The following is a 21482-nucleotide window of genomic DNA, read 5'->3' as shown; positions in this document are numbered from 1 at the left end:
AGGGCGATGAGGGCCCTCGACCTGCCCCCACTACTTTCTCGAGGAAAAATCATGCTGAAACCGCTCGCTCCCTTTCCGGATGTAAATCACCCGGCAGCCCTGGATGCTTATGGCCTCGCGCCGGTCATCGACGGTCACAACGATCTTGCGTGGACGGCTCGCGAGACCGCGGGCTACTCAGTGGAAAATCTCGAGAAGGATTCCGACTTCCAAACCGATATCGAGAAACTCGGGCGTGGGGGTGTCGGTGCGCAGTTTTGGTCGGTCTATGCCCCGTGCGACATGACCGAGGCCGAGGCGGTTCAGTACACACTCGAACAGATCGACTACGTGTATCGGATGATCGAGCGGTATCCGGATACATTCGAATTCGCGCGAACCGGTGACGACGTGCGTCGTATCTGGAGCGAGGGCCGCATCGCGTCCTTGCTCGGTGCGGAGGGTGGTCACAGCATCGGCAGTTCTCTGGGCGTCTTGAGAATGATGGCGCGCCTTGGCCTTCGGTACATGACTCTCACGCACAACGGCAACACCGGTTGGGCAGACTCCGCGACGGATACGCGAGTACACGGCGGTCTCACCGACTTCGGCCGGGAGATCGTGCGCGAAATGAACCGGTTGGGTGTGCTCGTAGATCTGTCGCACGTCTCGACGGAGACGATGCGCGACGCCATCGAGACGTCGTCGGCGCCGGTGATCTTCAGTCATTCATCCTGTTCGGAGTTGTGTGGCCACCCACGCAACGTTCCCGACGAGGTCATGCGACTTCTCGTGGCCAACGGCGGGGTCATCATGATCGCGTTTGTGCCCATGTTCCTTTCTGTCGAGTACAACGATTGGTTCAAGGGCGGACGGGTCGGCCCTCGGCCGGCGATGACGGTGGACCATCTCGCCGATCACGTCGAGCATGCCCGGGACGTCGCGGGCATCGACCACATCGGACTCGGTAGCGACTACGACGGATTCGACGACTTTCCGGACGGTATGCAGGACGTATCTGGTTTCGCGGTGTTGATCGACCGACTGGCCGAACGTGGTTGGTGTGCGGAAGACTTGGCAAAGCTCATGGGCAACAACGTGTTGCGTGTGCTCGACGAGACCAGCGTGGCCTCGATATCGAGCCTTTCCTAGATGTATCGACGACCGAGAAGATGAGGATGAAAATGAAGAAGATTCGAACTGTTGCACTGAAAGCTCTTGCTTCGGTATCCGTTGTTTTGGTTGTCCTGGTTTCCATTGCGTTCGTGATCAACATCGGTTCCAGCAAGGCGAGCGTCCCGACCGGGGAAGCGGGCAATCAGTTCGTGTCCGTCGACGGAAAGAACATGAGCGTCTCGATCCGCGGCAATGGCGATCAGACCGTCGTGCTGCTACCCGGGTTCGGAACGTCCTCACCGATTCTCGACTTCAAACCGCTGATCGACGAACTGGCGCCTGACTATCGGGTCGTTACGATCGAGCCCTTCGGCTACGGATACAGCGACGCAACGGACAAGGGCCGGACGACCGAGAACATCGTCGAAGAGATACATGCGACTGTGGAGTCTCTGGGGATCGATCAGTACATCCTCATGGGTCACTCCGTCACCGGAATCTATGCGCTGGACTACACCGAGAAGTACCGCGACGAAGTCACCGCTTTCGTGGGAATCGACAGCAGTGTCCCGGGGCAGCCGAACATGGACACGAAGTTTCCGATCGGAGTATTCAGAGTTGCAAAGCAATTGGGCTTCTCCGACGTTCTGGCCAAGCTCGCGGGTAACGACGAAACAGATGCGTACCTCGATGACGCGGAGAAGGAAGAAATGAGCCGTCTGGTCGCGAAGAACAACTTCAGCGACACGTACCTCAACGAGATGGACCATCTCTCCAGCAACTTCGCTGCGTCGATCGGCAAGACGTTCCCCGTCGATCTTCCGATTCTGTTGTTTGCTGTACAGAATTCGAAGGTCGAGGGTTGGACAGCGCTGCACGAAGGGCAGGCAGCATCCGTCGATCATGGTGAGTTGGTGCTGCTCGAGGGGGACCACTACCTGCACCACACCAAATCGAAGGAGATCGTCGAACACTTCACGACGTTCATGGACGAACTGAACTAGGCTCACCCACCGACACGAACTGAAACAGCCACCTCCACTGGATGACAGTTGAGGTGGCTGTTTCAGTTGTGGAACTTAGAGAATCTCGGTTCCGACGGTGAAGCGCTCCATGACGTCCTCGCGCGGCGTCACGCCGAAACCGGGGCCCTGCGGCACCGCGATGTGGCCGTCTTCGATGACGAACGGCTCGGTGATGTCTTCCTTGTAGAAGCGGTCCGAGGCCGAGATGTCGCCGGGCAGTGTGAATCCGTCCAGGGCAGCGAGAGCGGTGTTGGCTGCGCGGCCGATACCGGTCTCGAGCATTCCCCCGCACCACACCGCAATACCGTGTGCGGAGGCGAGATCATGGATGCGCTTGGCTTCCAGGTATCCGCCGACACGACTCGGCTTGATGTTGATTACCGAAGCGGCGCCGAGCGTGATCGCGTCGGCGGCATCCTTGGCCGACTCGACTGACTCGTCGAGGCAGATCGGAGTCGACAGGGTCTGCGCGAGCTTGGCGTGCTGCACCAGATCGTCCTCAGCAAGCGGCTGCTCGATGAGCAGCAGCGCGAATTCGTCCAGCCGGCGCAGTAATTGGGTATCGACGAGGGTGTACGCGGCATTCGCGTCGACCTGCAGCGGCACGTCGTAGCCGAATTCCTTGCGCACGGCTTCGACGGGAGCGATGTCCCAGCCCGGCTTGATCTTCAGCTTGATTCGCACGTAACCCTGCGAAAGATAATTGCCGACGGTCTCAAGCAACTGCGGAATGCTGTCCTGAATGCCGACGGACACACCGGACGGGACGCGGGTGCGGGTCGCGCCGAGGTAACGGGCGAATGACTGTCCGCGAGCACGCAGTTCGGCGTCGAGGATCGCCATTTCGATGGATGACTTGGACATCTGGTGACCGATGATGCCGTGGAGCACGCTACCGACCGTCTCGGCGGACAGTGGCTGGTTCGTCTGCGACTTACGAAGAGTGGGAACGAGGTACTCGCGCAGCATCGTTCGTGCCCCGGCCGTGTACTCCGAGTTGTAGTAAGGATCGCTCAGCGAACCGCACTCGCCCCATCCGACAGTTTCGACCGGACCGTTGGGGCCCTCCGTCGTGCCGGTCACTTTCAGGACGAGGGTGTTGCGTTCGAGTTGGGTGCTGAAGGACGTGGTGAAGGGGGAGACGAGAGGGATGCGCAGTTCGCGCAATTCGACGGACTCAATATGCATGGACTTGCTCTTCTCCGGTAATCTCGCAGATTTTAGTGAACGTGTAATAGCCGCTGGGGTCGAATCCGGTCGATTGCCATACTTTCGAGGCAATGAGTGGCTCGAGGTGCTCGCGAAGTGCGTGTCGCCAGGCGAAAGCAGAGGCGCGGTCGATTGTTCTCAGATGCTCTATGTCCCGGGGTATTCCCACTGCGATGTCGGTGCAGTCAGACGGGATCGGGACCATCCGAGGCATACCGTCTTCGGCGGGTTGGAGTATTTTGAATCTATCATCCAGGGCCACAGTGGAACTCGGAGACACTTCGGCGTTGAGGTCCCAACTCACCAGCATACGATCGCTGGCATCGCCGGCATTGATACCGTCTGCCATCGATCCGTAGAAATCCGGATTGTATTCGGCAGGTTCAGCACCGAGGCGCTGGATGTTGAAGTAGGCATTTCGTGCGACGAGTGGGTCGAAAGTCCAACGGATCGTTCTGACGCCGCGCTCGATGCACCAGTCTCGCTGGTGATGCTTGAGTTCACGGCCGATTCCCTTGCCGGCGTGCCCCGGGAGAACTCCGGCAATGTGTGAGTGCAGAACTTCGCCGAGAGGTTCGACGAAGAATCCGACGCACCCGCCGATCATTTCGCCGTCGGAAAAGGCTCCCACTACGTAGTGACCACCGTGATGAAGCGCAACGAGCATCGCCGTGCCGAAATGCGCCGGTCCGGGACTAGTCGCCCAGATCTCGTCGAAAACTGCAGAGAGATCGGCTATTTCGCGGGTATCGACCAGTTCTCGAAACTCAACCGCACTACCTCTCGACACGAATGTCCCCTTCAGTCGTGATCGAACGAATAACGCCCGCAACCGATGTCGGACTCGGAGCGATTGCGGACACGAGAGTATGCTCGCCGAACGGCGAATCGAGGGTTGTCAGCTTTGTCATCGGAACATCGGCTCTCCGAATTGCGGAATCGCGGACAACAGCTTGGCCGTGTACGCCTCACGAGGAGAATCGATCACGTCGAGAATCGTCCCGTGCTCGATGATCTCGCCGCCGAGCATGACTGCGACGTGGTCACAGACGTAGCGGATCACCGCGAGATTGTGACTGACGAACAGAACCGTCAGACCCAGCTGTTTCTGTAGATCCACCAGGAGATTCAGGACTGCGCCCTGCACGGACACGTCCAGTGCAGAGGTGATCTCGTCGGCGAGCAACACGGACGGCGCAGCGGCGAGTGCCCGGGCCAGCGCGACGCGCTGACGCTGACCGCCGGACAGCGAACCTGGGTAGTCGTGGGCCTTCTCGGTGGGGAGTTGGACCGTGGCGAGTAACCGGGCCACCTCGGTGTCTCGCGCCGAACGGCTGCGCTTGGTCTTGTCGCGGCGTTCGGTGGAGCGCAGCGCCTCGGCCAGTGACTGGCCGATGGTCATGCGAGGGTCCAGGCAGGAGTACGGATCCTGGAACACCATTTGGATGGTATGGCGCAGACGGGCGGTGGCACCTCGAGCGTGAGCCACGTCGACACCGTCGAGGAGAATCTGCCCGGAACTCGGCTCAGCCAGACCGACCGTTGCTCGTGCCAGAGTGGACTTTCCGGAGCCTGATTCACCGACCAGACCGACTATCGATCCCGACGGGATGTGGAGGTTGATGTTCTTGACGGCATGGAATCGTTTGGTTCCGTTTCCGAGATGGACGTTGACGTCGCGAAATTCCAGCCCGCTCATCGGATCTCCTCTGCAGCTGCAACCAGCTCTTCCAACTCGGCATCTACGGTGCTCGGCATAGTGCCGAGGCTCTCGACCTGCCAGACTTCGTCGACGGTGGCGAGCGGCTTGTCGCGGTCGGTGGTCATGGTGGGGACCGCGGCGATCAGCGCGCGGGTGTACGGGTGCTGTGAGCGGCCGGCGACCAGATCGTTCACGGCGATGTCCTCGACGATGTTTCCGGCGAACATGACCAGGACGCGCGTGCACATTCCGGTGATGACGGCCATGTCGTGCGAGATGAGAAGGATTGCGGCACCGGTCTCTTCGCGAACCTCGTGCAGCAGTCCCAGAACCTCACGCTGGACGGTGACGTCGAGTGCGGTGGTGGGTTCGTCCGCGATGATCAGTGCAGGCTTGCCCATCAGACCCATGGCGATCATGGCACGCTGACGCATACCGCCGGAGAACTCGTGTGGGTACTGCTTCGCACGGTGAGGAGCGTCGGGGATCTTCACTGCGGTGAGACGGTCGACGGCAGCCTTCTTTGCTTCCGCCTTGCTCATTCCCTCGTGCAGCCAGCCGATCTCGGCGACCTGGTACCCGACCTTGAGGGACGGGTTCATCGAGGACATGGGGTCCTGGAACACCATGGACATGCGCGTTCCGAGTTGGCGGGCGATCTTGCGTGCGGCAGAACCTTCCGGCCGCTTTCCGTCCTTCATCAGGACCGTGCCGTCGAATTCGATCAGGCCTGCGTCGACGACCGTCGGGTGATCGGTCAGCTGCGAGATCGCCATGCAGCTGAGTGACTTTCCGGAACCGGATTCGCCGACGATACCGACAGTTTCACCGCGGTGGACAGTGAAGCTGATGTTGTCGACAGGTCGACGCCAGACGTTGCCCGCCGGAACTGCGACGGACATGTTGCGGACGGTGAGAACAGCGTTGTCGTCCACCGGAGTCGATTGCGTAGCACCCTCGGACAGAGCCGACTTAGGCTCGCTCGTGGCCTTGTTGATCGGGTTCCATTTGGGGAGCTTGCTGCTGATGGGGCTGCGAACACCCGCGCCGCGGGCGATGGCCTCGCCGACCAACGTGAAGGTCAGGCCGGAGAGTACGACGGCGATGCCGGGTGCCAGTGCGGTGGCGGGGTTGACGAAGATCTTCGACAGACCTTCGTTGAGCATGCGACCCCAGTCGAAGGCCGGCGGCTGGATGCCCAGGCCGAGGAACGACAGGCCGGCGAAGACGACGAGTCCGCTGCCGACGGAGATGCTGGCGTTGACGATGAGTGGTTCGCGGATGTTGGGAAGGATGTGCCGGAACAGCAAGCCGGGCTTGGTGACTCCGAGGATGCGTGCAGCGTCGATGAAGTCGCGGCCGTTCACCGAAGAGGACAGTGCGTAGGTCAGTCGGGCGAACGGTGAGGCCATGGCGAGACCGATCGCTATTACGGCACTGCCGGAGCCCTGTCCGAGCACGACGAGCAGGAAGATCGCCAGGAGCAATCCGGGGAAGGCGATGGCGAAGTTGAGGAAGGCCACGACGAACCGACCGATCCGGCGGGGAGCGAGCAGCGGGAGTGTTCCGAGGAACAGGCCCAACGCGACACCGAGGCCCACGGCGCTCAGTGCCATGAGGACGGACAACCGTGCCGCGGTCATGGTGCGGGCGAAGACATCTCGTCCACCGGCATCGGTGCCGAAGATGTGTTCGGAACTCGGACCCTGGGAGAGCGCCTTGGGGTTGCCGACGACAGCGGCGTCGCCCCAGATGATCGGTCCGAAGATCACCAGTGCGATCAGGGCTGTCAGAAAGGTGAGAGCCAGCATTCCCAGGGGAGTGCGGAAAGTCTGGACCGGCCAGTGCCGACGAGGAGGCGTCGTGGCGGCCGTTTCGACCGTAGGTGAGGTGCTCAACTCAGTTCTCCCGGATGGTGGATCGTGGGTCGATCAGAGCGAGCACCACGTCGACGATGAAATTGATGAGGAGGACGATGCTGCCGTAGATCACGACCAGTGTCTGGGCGAGTGGATAGTCCTTCTCGGTGATGGCCTTGACCAAGGCCAATCCCATTCCCGGCCAAGCGAAAATGCTTTCGATGAGCACGGTTCCGGCGATGAGGCCACCCAACAGGAGACCGGCCAGCGTCAGCGTGGAGGTCAGGAGGTTGGGCATTGCGTGACGAAAGTACATGCGCGCCGCGGACATCCGCTTGGCGCGTGCCGTTCGGATGTAGTCCATGTCGAGCACGCTGAGAGCCTCGGCGCGCACGATGCGCGACATGGAAGCAATGGTGCCGATGGACATGGCGGCAACCGGGAGGATGTAGCTTTCCGGTCCACCTCGTCCAGCGACCGGAAGGATCGGGAACGTGACGGCGAACAGGTAGACCAATGCCGTACCGAACATGAACTCCGGAATGACAGCGATGGTGCCCGACGTTGCGGTGTAACCGATCTCGACTCCGCGCCTACGGCCACCTCGGGTCAGCGCCGCGAAGATGAGCCCGATCGGGATACCGATGACCAGCACGGTGATGACCGTGAGGAAGGCCAGTTCGAGCGTGGCGGGCAACCGGGACTCGATCACCTCGAGGACCGGAGTCCTCAAGGTGATCGAGTCACCCGGATTGCCACTGAGCAGACCACCGATGAAGCGGAAGTACTGCTGGTACAGCGGAAGGTCGTAACCGAGTTGCGACCTCGTCGACTCGACAAGCTCGACCGGGGCGTTCAGTCCCAGTGCCAACCGGACGGGATCGCCCGGAATCAGCTGGAGCATCAGGAAGGCCGCCGTCACCAGCGCCCAGAGAGAGACCACGAACGTGCCTAGGCGGCGCAGAAGGTACGCAGGCCAGCTGTCGGACTCGAATAACTTCTTTCGAGCCGACGGTGCCGCTTGTGGTGTCGCGGCTTCAATTGTTTGACTCATGGGCTGTCTTTCCGAGGGGCTGGATGCTGGGACGGTGGAACTGCCTACTTGTAGACGCGCAGTGCGGGTCCGGTGTAGGTCTTACCGAATGCGAGTCCGGACTTGGAGAAGTAGGTGTTGTTGACCGAATTCGCGAACGGCACCGCGTCGACCGACTTGACGATCTCGGACTCGGCAGCTGCCCAGGCATCACATGCTGCGTCGCCGGTCAGGGTGGAGGCCTTGGTTGCGCCTGCCTCGTACGCGGCATTGCTGAGCGACGAAAAGTTTTTGCCCGCCGGCGGAACCGGTCCGGCGAAGAAGCCGGTGAACGCGCTGGGCACGGTGTTGTTGATCTGAATCCAGCCGATGTCCCAGGCGGAGTTGTCCTTGCCGCTGGCCATGACGTCGATGACCTTGTTGGAATCGCCACCGGTCACCTCGACCACTGCGCCGAGGGCATTCCAGGCTGTCTGTGCCATCTCGACTGCTGCGTTGCGCGAGTCGTCGACACCGTCGTAGTACATGCGGAGCTTGAGGGCAATGCCGTCCTTGCTGCGCTTGCCGTCGGAGCCGGCAATCCAGCCTGCGGCGTTCAGGGTTGCCTTCGCAGCATCGAGGTCGAATGTCGGAAGGTTGCCTTCCACCGAGTTGTAGATGCAGGCGCGGGGTTCGAGGGCGACGAAGCTGGTCGCACGGACTCCCTGACCGGCGGTGAGAACCTGGGTGATGTCGTCGAGATCGACAGCCTGGACCAGAGCCTTACGCACGGCGGGGTCGCTGGTCGGGTTACCGGCCAGGTGGTTGAAGTACATCTGACCGGCCGGAACTGGACGCTCGACGACGGTCAGATCGGCGGAGTCGACACGGGCCTTGTCCGGGCCGGAGATCGCCACGGCGTTGATTTCGCCGTTCAGCAGCTGGTTGGCTGCGGTGCTCACGTTCGGAATCATGGACGCGATGACCGTCTTGGGGATGCCCGGTGTTTCCGAGGTGGTGTCGTCCGGGCCCCAGTTGTAGCCGTCGCGGCGCTCGAACGTGTAGTGGTCGTTGGGAACGACCTCGGTGACCTTGAACATGCCGGTGCCGAGCGAAGCCTTGTTTGCGGCGGTCGGATCCTTCAAGGCGCCGTCGCAGACGATGGGCAGCCGGGCGAGGTTGAGCAGCAGGAACGGGCTGGCAGCCGGGGTGGAGACAGTGACCGTACGGGTCGCGAGGTCTGCTGTGGCCGATGCTGTCGACGGAACGGTGGTGCCGCGCATCTGCGAGCCGTTGGCGGGGTCCGCGACGAAGTTGACGTTGTCGGCGATGGTCTGGGCGGTCAGGGTGGACCCGTCCGTGCAGGTCACCCCGTCACGAATGGTGAAGGTCGCCGACGTGGGCGTCTCTTCCCACTTTTCCGCGAGCCACGGTCCGATGACGCTGGTCTCGGGGTCCTGAAAGACCAGGTAGTCGTACGCCAGCTTGGAGATCTCCGCCGTTGCCGTCGACGCTGCCATGATCGGGTTGAGTGCGCCAGGGTCGGCCTGAAGTCCGAACCGGAACGTACCGTCCGTGACGGGATCGCCACCACCGGAGCCGCCTGCATTGGTGCTTCCGGAGCCACACGCAGACAACACGAGGGCGAGCCCGGCTGCTGCCGCAAGTGTGGGATAGGACCGGTGTTTCATAGTGCCTCCGTGAAAGAGCGTGGGGCCGAGCGAATCGGTTGGACGCAGGTTGACTTACTGACTGCTAAATCTTCACGATCGGCGTGACGTATGTCTCGGCCGATTCTCAAGAAAATCAAGCCACTTTTCGTCCAGTCCCACCAAACCCGAATCGTCATCAGCCCGCGGCCGCTGACCTGTCGCGTTTGTTGGTCAAGACGTGCCTGTCGTTGGCGGTACTCGAGGTTTACACGATTCAGTACTTCAGGCTGAGTGCCTCGGTACCTCAGGCCGATGTGCAGAGATGCGACTGCTGATGAGGTGGATCTATGAATTTCGACAACACACGAAGGAAGGGTCGCCCCCTTGCACTGGTGGCCATTGTCTCCGCAGCAGTAGTCGCGCTGGCCGCGTGCAGTTCCGGATCTGATATCGCGAATGACTCGGAAAGCAGCACGAGCGTCTCGACCACCGAGGCGCTCGCGGCAGTCACGGTCCCTGACAGCGCCGTCGGAAAACAGATCGCCTGGCTTCTGAATGCGGTCAACATGAGCACATCTCTGACCCCGGAGGAGACCTCCGCGCACTTCGGCCCCAACGCACCCGTCGTTCTCACGCCCGCGGACTTCGACTCGATGCGAGCCGGAAAGCCTTGTACCACAGTCGATTACAAGGGTGGAGTCACCGACGGCACCGTTTCCATCACCAGTACCACCGGCGGTCACCTCGACATGAACGTCGTCGTCGACGGCAACGGCCTGATCGCGGGCATGGCGATCACACCGACCCCGGAGCCTCATGTTCCGGCAGCGTCGTGGCAGGAACTCGCGACAGCCGTCAAAGCCCTACCCGCACCGACCAATCTGACCGTCATCGAGGTCACCGGAGGAAAGAACGCCGAAGTCTTCAGCGTCGGGGATACCTCACCCCAGCCCACAGGGTCAACGATCAAGCTGTACGTTCTCGGCGCGGTCGCGACGGCTGTCAAGAACGGGACACTCTCGTGGGATCAGAAGCTCACCATCACCGACGACCTCAAGTCGATGCCCGGCGGGACCATGCAAGACCTGCCATCGGGAACCGAAGTGACCGTCCGGGAAACTGCCGGAAAGATGATCTCGATCAGCGACAACACCGCGACCGACATGCTGATCGCCGCGCTCGGGCATGAACAGGTTGAATCCACGTTTGTAGCAATGGGTATGGCGGATCCCTCGCGGAACATCCCGCTCAAGCCGACCCGAGCTCTTTTTCAACTCGGCTGCGGAGGTGAAGGCGCACAACGGATCTCATGGCGCGACGGGACCCCGGACGAGCGACGGGTGATACTCGCAGCGCTATCGACCGGCCTAGTCGACATCCCGCCGACGGCATTCACGTCGCCGGCATGGCCGTTCTATATCGACTGGTTTGCCACCCCCGCGGACCTGCGCGCGGCGCTGGTCTCGTTGCAAGAGATGGCGAAGCCCGAGAGCGGCGCCCCGATTCGGGATATCCTGGCCGAGGACCCTGCGCTCAGTGACGAATCTGCGAAATGGTTCACCTACGGCGGATTCAAGGGTGGCAGCTCCATCGGAGTTCTTGCCGGCACCTGGTATCTGGAGCACGACGATCGCGCCTGGGTGGTTACCATGCAAACCCATGGTGAAGACGCCGCGCTTGTCGCCGACCCGAAGCTGTATTTCGATCCCACGGACGACGCGATGCTCCTCATCCAGAAGGACAACTCCAACTAGACAATAAATCGCGAAAGACCTGTCCCGACAAGAGCATCCCCGGTCAGGCTTTTATCATCCGGATTCTGCGTCGGATCACCGGCTTCGGGTTGACGATTCGGATTTGGTGCGACGGGACGAAAAGTGGCTTGATTTTCTTGAGGATCGTCCGAGACATGCGTCAGGTCGGTCGTGAAGATGGAGTTGTCGGTAGCTCAACCGCGTCCTGGATAAGCTTTACGACAACGATTTACACATTGGCGATTTGCACGAAGTAGTTCCTCCGATTCGAAGGGCATACATGAGCGACCGACCACTGGTCCACGACGACCTTCACCCCAGATTCACACCAACCGAAGAAACAGCAACACAGAACGCCGGCGAAATCGAGGAATCAAAGATGCAAGAACAGTTGCAGGAACTCGTCGACCAGTGGAGGTTCGAGGCGAACATCCCCGGCGTCTCGGTCGGCATCGTGCACGGTGACACGGACATCGTCGTCACCAGCGGTATCGAGAGCGTCGTCACCCAACTTCCGGTCACCGACAAGACTATGTTCATGATCGGCTCCACTACAAAGGTTTTCGCCGCGACTGCTGCCATGGCACTTGTCGAGGACGGCTTGCTCAACCTTGACACCCCGGTGGTCGAATACGTACCCGAGCTCGCCTTCGCCGATGAAGAAGCTACCCGCACAGTCACCATGCGACACCTCCTTACCCACACCGGTGGATTTACCGGCGACGCCAGCCTCTCGGCAGGCTGGGGCGAAGACGCATTGGGACGCTCGGTTTCGCGACTGAACGAGCTGCGACAAGAATTCCCGGTCGGTGAGGTCTTCTCCTACAGCAATTCCGGTTTCGTTCTCGCCGGACACGTCGTGGCCAAGATTAGCGGGCTGACTTTCGAAGAGTTGGTCAAACAGCGAGTCCTGGAACCTCTCGAAATGATGGATTCAGCCTTCCTGCCCTGGGACGTGATGACTCATCGGTTTGCACTCGGTCACTACATTCGCGACGATGTCCCGTTCGTTTCCAACGAAACCGGACTCGACCGCGGCATGACGCCCTGCGGCGGAATGTGGTCCTCGGTGCGGGATCAACTCGTCTGGGCACGCTACGCACTCTCGGGCGAACACCCCGGAGGGGGTCAGCCGCTCGAAGAGCCCACACGGTTGCTGATGCAGGCACCGCAGCGGCCGGCGGCAATGATGTTCGAAGAGGTCGGTCTGGGATGGCTGCTGACCAGATACGGCACCACACAGGTCGTCAGGCACGGCGGAAACGTGAGCAATCTCCAGGTCTCCGAGTTCATGACAGTTCCTGAGAAGAACTTTGCCGTCACAGTTCTGACCAATGCGCTCGGTGGAGGAATCGGCAAGAAGGTTGTCGATTGGTGCATGAGCAACATCGCGGAACTGCCCGCGCCCGTTTCGCTCGACCTGGTCGAACTCACCCCCGCTGCGGTCGACGCGGTCGTGGGCAAGTATCAAGCCGGCTCCCTGACGATGACGGTCGCCCTTGGTGACGAGGGAATCGGCGTCCGGATGGGTAGTGCACAAGACCTCGGCGAGTACGAGGACATCGTGTGGCCGCCGGCGATCCCGATAGCCTTCGTCACTGACAGCAACTTCGCTGCTCGTGCGGATACCACGCGAGCGTTGGGACGCTTCGTCACCGACGACACCGGACGCGCTGTGATGCTGGAATTCGGTGGCCGGACAGCCAAGCGAGTGGCTTAGTCCTCCCGGGACGACGGCGGAGCCTCCGATCGATCCGTACTGTGCACCAGTGGGGACTTCACGAGCAATGGTGGGAGTAGCTGCCGACATGGCGTCGAGGTTCCGGGTGCGAGAATCTAGGCCGGTTCCGCACGAGTTGCGGAACCGGCCTGTGGCTATGTTTTTGTGACGCTACCGATCCGGTGGTAGAAGTTGGTGTCCATCGGGGCCCCAGTGGTCGTGTCGGTGACTCCCGCAGCTTTGACGTATGACCCGTCCGGTCCCCAAATGCCTACCACCGCAACGGGAATTCCCGTCGAGTTCACTGCCGCGTCGACAATCGCATCGAGCGCGGCGGTTGTGGCGGAGTCCATGATTTTGTCAGTTGGGGCCGTGTCCGTGGATTTGTCTGTGCTGCAACTGATTACTGCTCCGGCAATCATAGCGCTGCACAGGCCGACCAGCATGATGGCTCTTGCTCCGGTTCTCATCGGGTCAACCCCGCCTGCCTCGGGGAGTTTGCACATCGACCGCGGACCGGCGGTGCCAGTCCTCAGGTACCGGTGAAACCGCTACGGGGGGACTAGTGAACCGTTCATGCGCCTCGATCAGTGTTTAGCGTCCGCCGCCGAAGAGGGTCGAGAGATCGATGGCCAAGGCGGCGCCGCGGAACGGAACCGGCGGACAGGCTCCTCCGAGGACCCCGTTGTTGCTGGTGCAACGGGTCCAGCGGTGGCATGACGGTGGGTGGGGTCGGGTATCGGCGGATCCGATTGTTTCGGCGGAAGCGGGTAGCGTGGAGGATGTCGAGGGCAATTCGAACATGCGCCGTCAAGCCATGTCGTCCTCGGCGCCCAAATCGGTCTGAAGTCGAACGGCCGAGAATTGGAGAACCGCCATGGCTTCGAACCCCACTGATGTGTCGAATTCTGCCGACGTTTCTCAGTCGGCTACCCCACAACAGGAAGCGGGACCGACCGACTCGACGCCGTCCTGCCCGGCCTGTGGGCACAGTCTGGATTCCCACGATCCGCTCGGAATTCGATTCTGCGCCGTGACCTCGGATCGGAACCTTGACCGAAAGTGCATCTGCCCTGATGAACATGCGAGCCAGCAGCACTACACCCGGTACTGAGCTGCATCCGGTACCAAATTAACGCACTGCATTGACAATTTAATGCAGTGCGTTATACCGTCGTGCATGGCATCTGCAGACCCCAAAAGTGCAATGGTCGATGTCGCGGAGCGACTACTGGGCACCCAGGGCGTCGACGCGCTGTCGATGCGAGATGTAGCAAACATTGCGGGCCAACGTAATACGTCCGCAGTCCAGTACCACTTCGGTGGACGCGATCAACTGCTGGTCGAAGTGTTTCGTCGCCGCGTGGTGGCAATCGCAGAGGCTCGACGCGCTTTCTTGGCGGCACTCGACGCGGACGGCCGTGGTCGCGAATTGCGAGCACTCGTCGAGGCGTCAATCGTTCCCTTTGCCGCCTCGGTCAGCGGATCTGCCGATGGCGCGAACTATGCCGAATTCATTGTGAGACTCCTTCCTACGGTTGACTATTTCGGTGCAGATCTTGATTCTCCCGGCAATGTGAACCGTGAAATCCATCAACGGTTGGTGGATTCATTGACACATTTGTCCGAGGATCAGGCCGCCGAGCGAACTTCGATGATGTTCAACATGGCATTCTCCGCGATCGCCATGCACATGAAACGTACTGCGCTCGGAATCGGCACTGCTACAGGAACTTTCGATGACTATGTCGAACACGTTCTGGTGGTGGCCGTCACCGCGTTGTCGGCCCCGCAATCACTCTGACTACTAACGCATTCGAAACTACCGACAAACAGAAATGAGCAAAGATGGACGCTCCTTCTCGTCCTGAATCCGAAAATGCTGCCCTGGATGCAGCCTGGGCAAAGATGTGTGACGACCTACGGTCTGCCGGCGACCTCGTCACGCGTGACCCGGTATCCGTCGACCCCACGATGCGTTCGGCGGGATACCGATACCTGCTTAATCTTCTCAATGCGGGCCTGGAACAGATGGTGTTCAGTGCGGACCCGGAATATCCGGAAGTTGGTCACCTCCAAGACAATACGAAGCGATATGCGACAGAGTCGCCGGACTGCCTGTTCGGTCACGCAACTCTCGATGCGACCGGGACATATCGACTGACAGGCACCGGTGGGTGCGCGCGGTATCTGGGGCTCACGCTGTACGACTCCGTCAATCTCTATGAGAACCTCGACCGCGCCGCGCTGGAGCGAAGAGATTTCGCGGCCGCGTTCAAGGCTGCGACGGCCGGCACCCTCGGGGCGATCTCGAATCCGGGTGGAATCACCTTGGGAGCGGACGGCAATTTCGAGGTGATCATCAGCGCCGAGCGCCAGGACGGGAACTGGCTACCGATGGATCCTGCTGCGACGAAGCTGATGATCCGGCAGTACTTCTATGACTGGGAGAATGAAGGACCCCATCATATTTCCATTGAGCGACTTGACTTCTCGGGGACTGGGCCGGTATCGGACCCGGTTGTGATCGCCAGTCAGGTGACGAGAGTCGGTGAATTCGTCGACGGATTCTCGGATTACTGGGCAGCCATGTATGCAGCTCGCGCGGGCGACCGCAACATACTTCGCACCCAGCCGGTGGTCAGCGACAATTACGCCTCCGACACCGGTTACATCGCGTATGGCGGAGGTAGTTTCGAGATCGACGAGGACGAAGCAGTCATCATCGAGGTGTCGCCGCCCGCCTGCCATTTCTGGAACATCCATCTTGGCGACTACTGGGGGCAGTCACTGGATTACACGTTCCGCCAGACCTCGTTGAACGGACACCAGGCAGTGCTGGATGGTGGCGTCTTTCGGGCCGTCGTCGCACACCGCGATCCGGGCGTGGCCAACTGGCTCGACACAGCCGGGAACCGGTTCACCCGATGCGTGTACCGGTGGTGGCTTGCCGACACTGACGATCTGCCGACACCGACTGTGCGAGTGGTGAAGTTCGCGGACCTGGCGGAGGAACTGGCCGGTGTCGAACGGATATCGGCAGACGACAGGAAGTCGGTGCTCGATCGTCGGCGCCGGGCCGTATTGGCACGCTACCAGCGCTAGCTCATCGAAAGTCTGTCTCCGAAAGACGTCCCCGCGGGGACGTCTTTCGGTGCATCGACGAGGTTCAGTGCTTGCGAGAAAAAACCGCGACCAGGAACCCGGAATTGTCAGTGAACGGGCGCAAATCCCACGTCTCGAGTAAGAGATCCACGGCAAGTCCGCTGGCCTCGGCATCGGCAAGGAACTCCGAGAATTCGTAATCTCGCCCGGCTCCGAACCCGATGACTACACGGCCGGTGGGGGCGAGATGACGGGCGAACCTGGCCAGGACGCTCTGCCGGGTCGAGGGTGCCAGGAAGGTCACCACATTGCCGGCACAGACGATGACGTCGAAATCGGCTGCAATTTCGCGGGCGGGCAGATCCAACTCGGCAAGGTCACCGACGAGCCACGTCGGCCCGGGATGGTCTTCCTCGGCGGCGGCAATCAGCACCGGATCGACGTCGACGCCGACAACGTCGTGACCGGCTTCGTGCAGGTAGCCGCCCAATCTGCCCGGTCCGCAGCCTGCATCGAGAACTCGTCCCCCGCGGCCCAGCATCGCGTCGATCAGTCGAGCCTCACCGACGATGTCTTTGCCTTCCGCCACCATTGACCTGAATCGCTCCACATATCGTGTGGAATGCGTCGAGTCGACGGCCACAATTTCTTCCCACTGGCTGGGGGTGCGCTCATGGGGTGTGGGTGTAGTCATCTTGGGATGGTACCGAGAGATCACGTATCGGCGGCCTCAGCCCGTTGATGTCTGGCGTTCACGGCTGAGGATGCCGATTGTCAGGAGCAGCAGGGCGAGGACGTAGGTGGTCATGATCCAGATATCGGCCGGCTCAGGCCGCCACTTGTCCGCCTGTCCCAATAGGATCATCGCGTCAGATGCGAGGAACAGTGCCCCGCCCACGCCGGCAATCTTGTTGTAAGTCAATGAGGTTGCTGCTGTGCCGACAAGAATCGCGGCATAGATCGGGACGGGGATCGTGAGATCGCCCAGGCCGGACCAGGTGTAGCAAACGAGAGCGATGGCCGCAGCGGTATAGGCGATGAGAACCCACGGGTTGCGGCGGACTTCCGCCAGCGCGCCGCGGGAGATGAAGAATCGGATGAAGCAGATATGGCCGATGGCGAAGGCCGCCATGCCGACGATGAATGTGCCGTCCCAGATGAGGAACAGGTCGCCGAAGGCGCAGGCAATGAGTGCTGCGGCGACAATACGCGGGCCTCGATCAGCTATGACCCACGCTGCCAGTAGTGGTGCAAGCATGACCTTGGTGATGCCGTCCCACGGTGACGCGTCCGCAGCATTGAGGATCAGGTGCGCGACGGCGACAGTGGCAAAGGCAATGAACCACGGGCTTCGCATAGTGTCGAATATCCGGTTGCTGCGGTTATCGAGACTCATGTCCTTTGTCATTGTCTGAGAGTATCGGGCATGAGCGTCGGCACTCAGCGAATGAACTCCGCGGCGCGCTCGGCCACGTCGAGTGCAGGCTGGGGGAGGATGCCGAGAATGAGAGTGACACCAGCGCCGAGGCCGATGACACTACTGGTGAGGGCGCTCGGAACAACAACGGTGGGTGCGTCGTCCACCGGATCGGTGAAGAACATCAACACGATGACACGAACGTAGAAGTACGCGGCAATCGCGCTACACAGGACTCCGACAATGACGAGAGGAACAGCGCCGCCCTCCGCGGCAGCGCGGAACACCGCGAACTTCCCGATAAACCCACTGGTCAAAGGGATTCCGGCGAAGGCCAGAAGGAACAGTGCAAACACAGCCGCGATAAGTGGTGAGCGCCTACCCAATCCGGCCCAGCGAGAAAGTTCGGCAACTTCTCCGTCGGCGTCCCGGACAAGGCTGACGACGGCGAAGGCGCCCACGGTACTGAAACCGTAGGCGAGGAGATAGAACATCGTCGCAGACAGACCGGCATCGGAATCGGCGACAACGCCAGTCAGGATGAATCCGGTATGTGCGATGGCCGAGTAGGCGAGCATTCGCTTCATATCGGTCTGGGTGACGGCGACAATCGAACCGACAATCATCGTGAGGATCGCGACGCCCCACATCAGCGGGCGCCAATTCACATACTCGTTGGGCAGCGCCACGTAGAAGATTCGCAGGATTGCCCCGAACGCGGCGATCTTGGTGGCCGTGGCCATGAAACTGGTGATCGGGGTGGGTGCACCCTGATAGACGTCCGGGATCCACGAATGAAACGGCACGGCACCGACTTTGAACAGCAGGCCCACCGCGACGAGAGCCGTACCGAGCCACAGGAAGGAGTCGTTCTCCGTGCCGATGCGGGCGGCGTCGGCAATCCCGGCGAGATCGACCGTGCCCGCATAGCCGTAGAGCATGGCAATTCCAAAGACGAAGAACGCCGACGAAAATGCCCCGAGCAGAAAGTATTTCATCGCAGCTTCCTGCGACAGGAGACGGCGTCGACGCGCCAGTCCGCACAGCAGATACAGCGGCAGTGAAAACACTTCGAGCGCGACAAACATCGTCAGGAGGTCGTTGGAAGCAGGAAACAGGAGCATCCCACCTACCGCGAACAGGGTGAGTGGGAAAACCTCGGTCTGAGCGATCCCGGCCTTGGTGGCTTCCTGCTCGGCAACACTTCCCGGGACACTCGACGCTTGCGGTGTGAAGCTCCCGAGAGTGTCGTGGCTCGGCGATTCGGGGAGGGTGTTTCCCGATCCGCGTTCAGCAACAAGCAGTACTGCGGCAATCGAGACCAGCAGAATTGTGCCCTGCAAGAACAAGGTTGGGCCGTCAATGGCAACAGAACCCATCATGGCCACGGACTTTGTTCCCGCCAGCAGGACAACGGCAACAAATGCTGCTGCCAATCCGCCGATGCCCAGAACCAGTTGGACCGGATAGCGCAGGCTACGTGGTGCAAATGCTTCGACCAACACTCCCGCTACGGCTACCCCGAACACGATCAACATGGGCGCGACCAGACCGTATTCGATACTTGGTGAGTGGTTAAGGGCATCGAAGGAACTCATTTGTGGGTACCTCCGTCGGCGTCAGCGATCAGCGGTGTCGGCGCCTGATCGACGGACGTGTGACTAACTGCAGGGGTGATGATGTCGAGAGCAGGCTTGGGGTAGATGCCAAGCAAGAGGAGTAGCGCGAGCAACGGTGCCACGACGATGATTTCGCGGCGCACCAGATCTCGAATCTTGTCGGACCCTTCCTTCTCGGGTCCACCCATCACGCGCTGGTAGAGCCACAGAATGTAGATCGCGGACAAGACCAGTGCAACAGTCGCAATGATTGCGGCTACGTGATACCGCGAGTACGTGCCGATCAAAACCAGGAATTCACTGATGAACGGTGCAAGTCCCGGTAGGGACAGCGTTGCGAGTCCGGCAACCAGGAAGGTGCCGGCAAGAACCGGGGCGACTTTCTGGACGCCCCCGTACGCCGCGATTGCTCGTGTACCTCGCTGCGAGACAAGGAATCCCGCAATCAAGAACAGTGCCGCCGTCGAGATTCCGTGATTGACCATGTAGAGCGTCGACCCGGCCTGGCTTTGGCTGGTCATCGCGAAGATCCCGAGAATGATGAACCCGAAGTGCGAAATCGACGTGTAGGCGATGAGTCGCATGATGTCGGTCTGCCCGATAGCCAGGATTGCGCCGTAGACAATTCCCACGACCGCGAGGGCGATGATCCACGGAGCGAAAGTTGCGGACGACTCGGGGAACAGTTGCAGGCAGTAGCGAATCATCGCGAAGGTGCCCACCTTGTCCACGACGGCCATCATCAAAACCGCGGTCGACGGCGTGGATTCCACCGCCGAATCAGGCAACCAACTGTGCAGTGGCCAGAGCGGCGCCTTGACGGCAAACGCGAACATGAATCCGAGGAACAACGTGTTGAGAACTCCCGGTCCGACACCCAGATCGCCGTTTGCTGCCACAGTCGCGATCGCCCGGAAATCGAAAGTGCCTGCGCTGAAAGGGCTTTCTGCACGGGCCGTGACAACGTAGAGCCCGATGACAGCCGCGAGCATGACCAAGCCGCCGAGCAGGTTGTAAAGCAGGAACTTCACCGCTGCGCGCGATCGGTTGGCTCCACCGAAACCGCCGATGAGGAAGTACATCGGGATCAGCATTGCCTCGAAGAAGATGTAGAAGAGCAGGACGTCGAGCGCGCTGAACGAGACCAGAACCATCGACTCGACAACCAGGATCAGCGCGAAGTACGTATGCGGCAGGCGTCGTGGCGCGGCATCCGGAGTATCGAGCGGAACCGCGGGAACATCGTGCCAACCGGCAACCAAGAGCAGTGGAACCAGGACTGCGGTCAGGAGCACCAAAACCAGTGCAATGCCGTCCAAACCGAGTGTGTAGCTGGTTCCGAAGGCCGGAATCCAACTGTGCCTCTCGACAAACTGGAATTGTTCTCCGCCGCGGTCGTATTTGCTTCCGAGAACAACGGCGATCACGAGTACGGCCAACGACATTGCGAGCGCGACGTATTTGGCGAGTTGATGCGACCGGGCCGGCAGTGCGACGACTACAGCGGCACCCACGAGGGGGAGCAACCACAAGGCAGTCAGGGCGGGAAAACCGCTGTTCGCAACGGTCTCGGCCGCCACAAGTTGGGTCACCACAGTGTCACCGCCATCATCGTCGCGACTACCAGTGTTGCCCCGACAAACATCACCAGGGCGTACGAACGAACAAAGCCGGTTTGCAGCCTGCGGACAAGAGTCGACAGCCCGGTGACGACAACGGCGAAGCTGTTCACTATGCCATCGATGCCCTTGGTGTCGACCACTTCCAAAGCCTGAGTGAGTTGTTGGCCGGGCTTCATGAATACCGCTTCGTTGAAGGCGTCACCGTACAGGTCGCGGCGTGCCGCGACGGTCAGTGGTGAAACGGAAGTGGGGGCTTCTCGGGGGATTTCCCGGGTGGCGTACTCGCGGTAGGCAACTCCGACGCCGGCCGCAACCACGATGAGCGCCAGCGCAGTGATGCTCCACGCCGGTATCGGTGGTTCGACGTGATGAGATCCGACAACGGGCTCGAGCCAGTTCTGCAAGCTGGATCCGACGGTCAGCAGAATTCCCCCGACAACGGAGCCCACCGCGAGCAGGATCATCGGCGACGTCATCACAGCGGGGGACTCGTGGGGTTCCTGGTTCTCCCATCGAGGCTTTCCGAAGAAGGTCATCAGCATCACGCGCGTCATGTAGAACGCGGTGAGTCCGGCCCCCAGCAGGGTGACGATGCCGAGAACGATGCCCTTGAGGCCGCCTTCACCGATGGCAACTTCGATGATCTTGTCCTTGGAGAAGAACCCGGCAAACGGCGGAACACCGATGATGG

19 protein-coding genes are annotated in these 21482 nt (G+C 60.8%); 7 read left to right on the top strand and 12 right to left on the bottom strand.

Features of this window, described 5'->3' with window-relative positions:
* Window positions 1-51 precede the first annotated feature (51 nt).
* Window positions 52-1131, top strand: coding sequence for a dipeptidase (locus QM600_RS08480; protein WP_283261021.1), 1080 nt, complete (start codon window positions 52-54; stop codon window positions 1129-1131).
* 32 nt (window positions 1132-1163) lie between these two features.
* Window positions 1164-2099 (top strand): alpha/beta fold hydrolase, encoded by a 936-nt coding sequence (locus QM600_RS08475; protein WP_283261020.1) that lies wholly within the window; start codon window positions 1164-1166, stop codon window positions 2097-2099.
* 75 nt (window positions 2100-2174) lie between these two features.
* On the opposite strand, the gene menC is transcribed toward QM600_RS08475, so the two are convergent.
* The 6 genes from menC to QM600_RS08445 all read right to left on the bottom strand — a co-directional run bounded on the left by menC (window position 2175) and on the right by QM600_RS08445 (window position 9593).
* The gene (gene menC, locus QM600_RS08470) at window positions 2175-3308 is read right to left on the bottom strand and encodes an o-succinylbenzoate synthase (protein ID WP_283261019.1); all 1134 of its coding nucleotides are present in this window, start codon (window positions 3306-3308) and stop codon (window positions 2175-2177) included.
* Window positions 3298-4119, bottom strand: a complete 822-nt coding sequence (locus QM600_RS08465) for a GNAT family N-acetyltransferase (RefSeq protein ID WP_283261018.1) — start codon at window positions 4117-4119, stop codon at window positions 3298-3300. The genes menC and QM600_RS08465 overlap by 11 nt, the downstream gene beginning before the upstream one ends.
* Window positions 4120-4236: 117 nt before the next feature.
* A complete protein-coding gene (locus tag QM600_RS08460; protein ID WP_283261017.1) occupies window positions 4237-5028 on the bottom strand; it encodes an ABC transporter ATP-binding protein in 792 nt (263 codons plus the stop codon).
* The gene (locus QM600_RS08455; RefSeq protein WP_283261016.1) at window positions 5025-6929 is read right to left on the bottom strand and encodes a dipeptide/oligopeptide/nickel ABC transporter permease/ATP-binding protein; all 1905 of its coding nucleotides are present in this window, start codon (window positions 6927-6929) and stop codon (window positions 5025-5027) included. The genes QM600_RS08460 and QM600_RS08455 overlap by 4 nt, the downstream gene beginning before the upstream one ends.
* A 1-nt stretch (window position 6930) precedes the next feature.
* Entirely contained in the window at window positions 6931-7944 is a 1014-nt protein-coding gene (locus QM600_RS08450) for an ABC transporter permease (RefSeq protein ID WP_283261015.1), read from the bottom strand.
* 44 nt (window positions 7945-7988) lie between these two features.
* Window positions 7989-9593: an ABC transporter substrate-binding protein gene (locus QM600_RS08445; protein WP_283261014.1), complete on the bottom strand. Its 1605-nt coding sequence runs from the start codon at window positions 9591-9593 to the stop codon at window positions 7989-7991.
* A gap of 308 nt (window positions 9594-9901) precedes the next feature.
* Between QM600_RS08445 and QM600_RS08440 the strand changes: the two genes are divergently transcribed.
* Together QM600_RS08440 and QM600_RS08435 are read left to right on the top strand one after the other, a co-directional pair.
* On the top strand, window positions 9902-11308 hold the full coding sequence (locus QM600_RS08440; protein WP_283261013.1) for a serine hydrolase: 1407 nt from the start codon (window positions 9902-9904) through the stop codon (window positions 11306-11308).
* Between the two features lie 280 nt (window positions 11309-11588).
* Window positions 11589-13028, top strand: a complete 1440-nt coding sequence (locus tag QM600_RS08435) for a serine hydrolase domain-containing protein (protein WP_283261012.1) — start codon at window positions 11589-11591, stop codon at window positions 13026-13028.
* Between the two features lie 155 nt (window positions 13029-13183).
* On the opposite strand, the gene QM600_RS29795 is transcribed toward QM600_RS08435, so the two are convergent.
* On the bottom strand, window positions 13184-13381 hold the full coding sequence (locus QM600_RS29795; protein ID WP_283261011.1) for a serine hydrolase: 198 nt from the start codon (window positions 13379-13381) through the stop codon (window positions 13184-13186).
* Window positions 13382-13905: 524 nt separating this feature from the next.
* Between QM600_RS29795 and QM600_RS08425 the strand changes: the two genes are divergently transcribed.
* The 3 genes from QM600_RS08425 (at window position 13906) to QM600_RS08415 (ending at window position 16133) form a co-directional block, all read left to right on the top strand.
* Window positions 13906-14142, top strand: coding sequence for an RGCVC family protein (locus tag QM600_RS08425; protein ID WP_283261010.1), 237 nt, complete (start codon window positions 13906-13908; stop codon window positions 14140-14142).
* 66 nt (window positions 14143-14208) lie between these two features.
* A complete protein-coding gene (locus tag QM600_RS08420; protein ID WP_283261009.1) occupies window positions 14209-14832 on the top strand; it encodes a TetR/AcrR family transcriptional regulator in 624 nt (207 codons plus the stop codon).
* 44 nt (window positions 14833-14876) lie between these two features.
* On the top strand, window positions 14877-16133 hold the full coding sequence (locus tag QM600_RS08415) for a DUF1214 domain-containing protein (protein ID WP_283261008.1): 1257 nt from the start codon (window positions 14877-14879) through the stop codon (window positions 16131-16133).
* 64 nt (window positions 16134-16197) lie between these two features.
* Here QM600_RS08415 and QM600_RS08410 read toward each other — a convergent pair whose 3' ends face one another.
* The 5 genes from QM600_RS08410 to QM600_RS08390 form a co-directional block, all read right to left on the bottom strand.
* On the bottom strand, window positions 16198-16827 hold the full coding sequence (locus QM600_RS08410) for a class I SAM-dependent methyltransferase (RefSeq protein ID WP_283261007.1): 630 nt from the start codon (window positions 16825-16827) through the stop codon (window positions 16198-16200).
* 36 nt (window positions 16828-16863) lie between these two features.
* Window positions 16864-17541 carry a lysoplasmalogenase gene (locus QM600_RS08405; RefSeq protein WP_283261006.1) on the bottom strand — a complete coding sequence of 226 codons (678 nt, stop codon included), beginning with the start codon at window positions 17539-17541 and terminating at the stop codon, window positions 16864-16866.
* A 32-nt stretch (window positions 17542-17573) separates the two neighbouring features.
* Window positions 17574-19148: an NADH-quinone oxidoreductase subunit NuoN gene (gene nuoN, locus QM600_RS08400; RefSeq protein ID WP_283261005.1), complete on the bottom strand. Its 1575-nt coding sequence runs from the start codon at window positions 19146-19148 to the stop codon at window positions 17574-17576.
* Window positions 19145-20761, bottom strand: coding sequence for an NADH-quinone oxidoreductase subunit M (locus QM600_RS08395; protein ID WP_283261004.1), 1617 nt, complete (start codon window positions 20759-20761; stop codon window positions 19145-19147). Before QM600_RS08395 ends, nuoN begins: the two co-directional genes overlap by 4 nt.
* On the bottom strand, window positions 20758-21482 hold a 725-nt coding region (locus QM600_RS08390; RefSeq protein ID WP_502942914.1), incomplete at its 5' end, for a proton-conducting transporter membrane subunit. The genes QM600_RS08395 and QM600_RS08390, both read right to left, overlap by 4 nt.

It is taken from the genome of Rhodococcus sp. IEGM 1379, assembly GCF_030056815.1.
GTDB lineage: Bacteria > Actinomycetota > Actinomycetes > Mycobacteriales > Mycobacteriaceae > Rhodococcus_F.
This window is presented reverse-complemented; position numbering and strand designations above follow the sequence as displayed.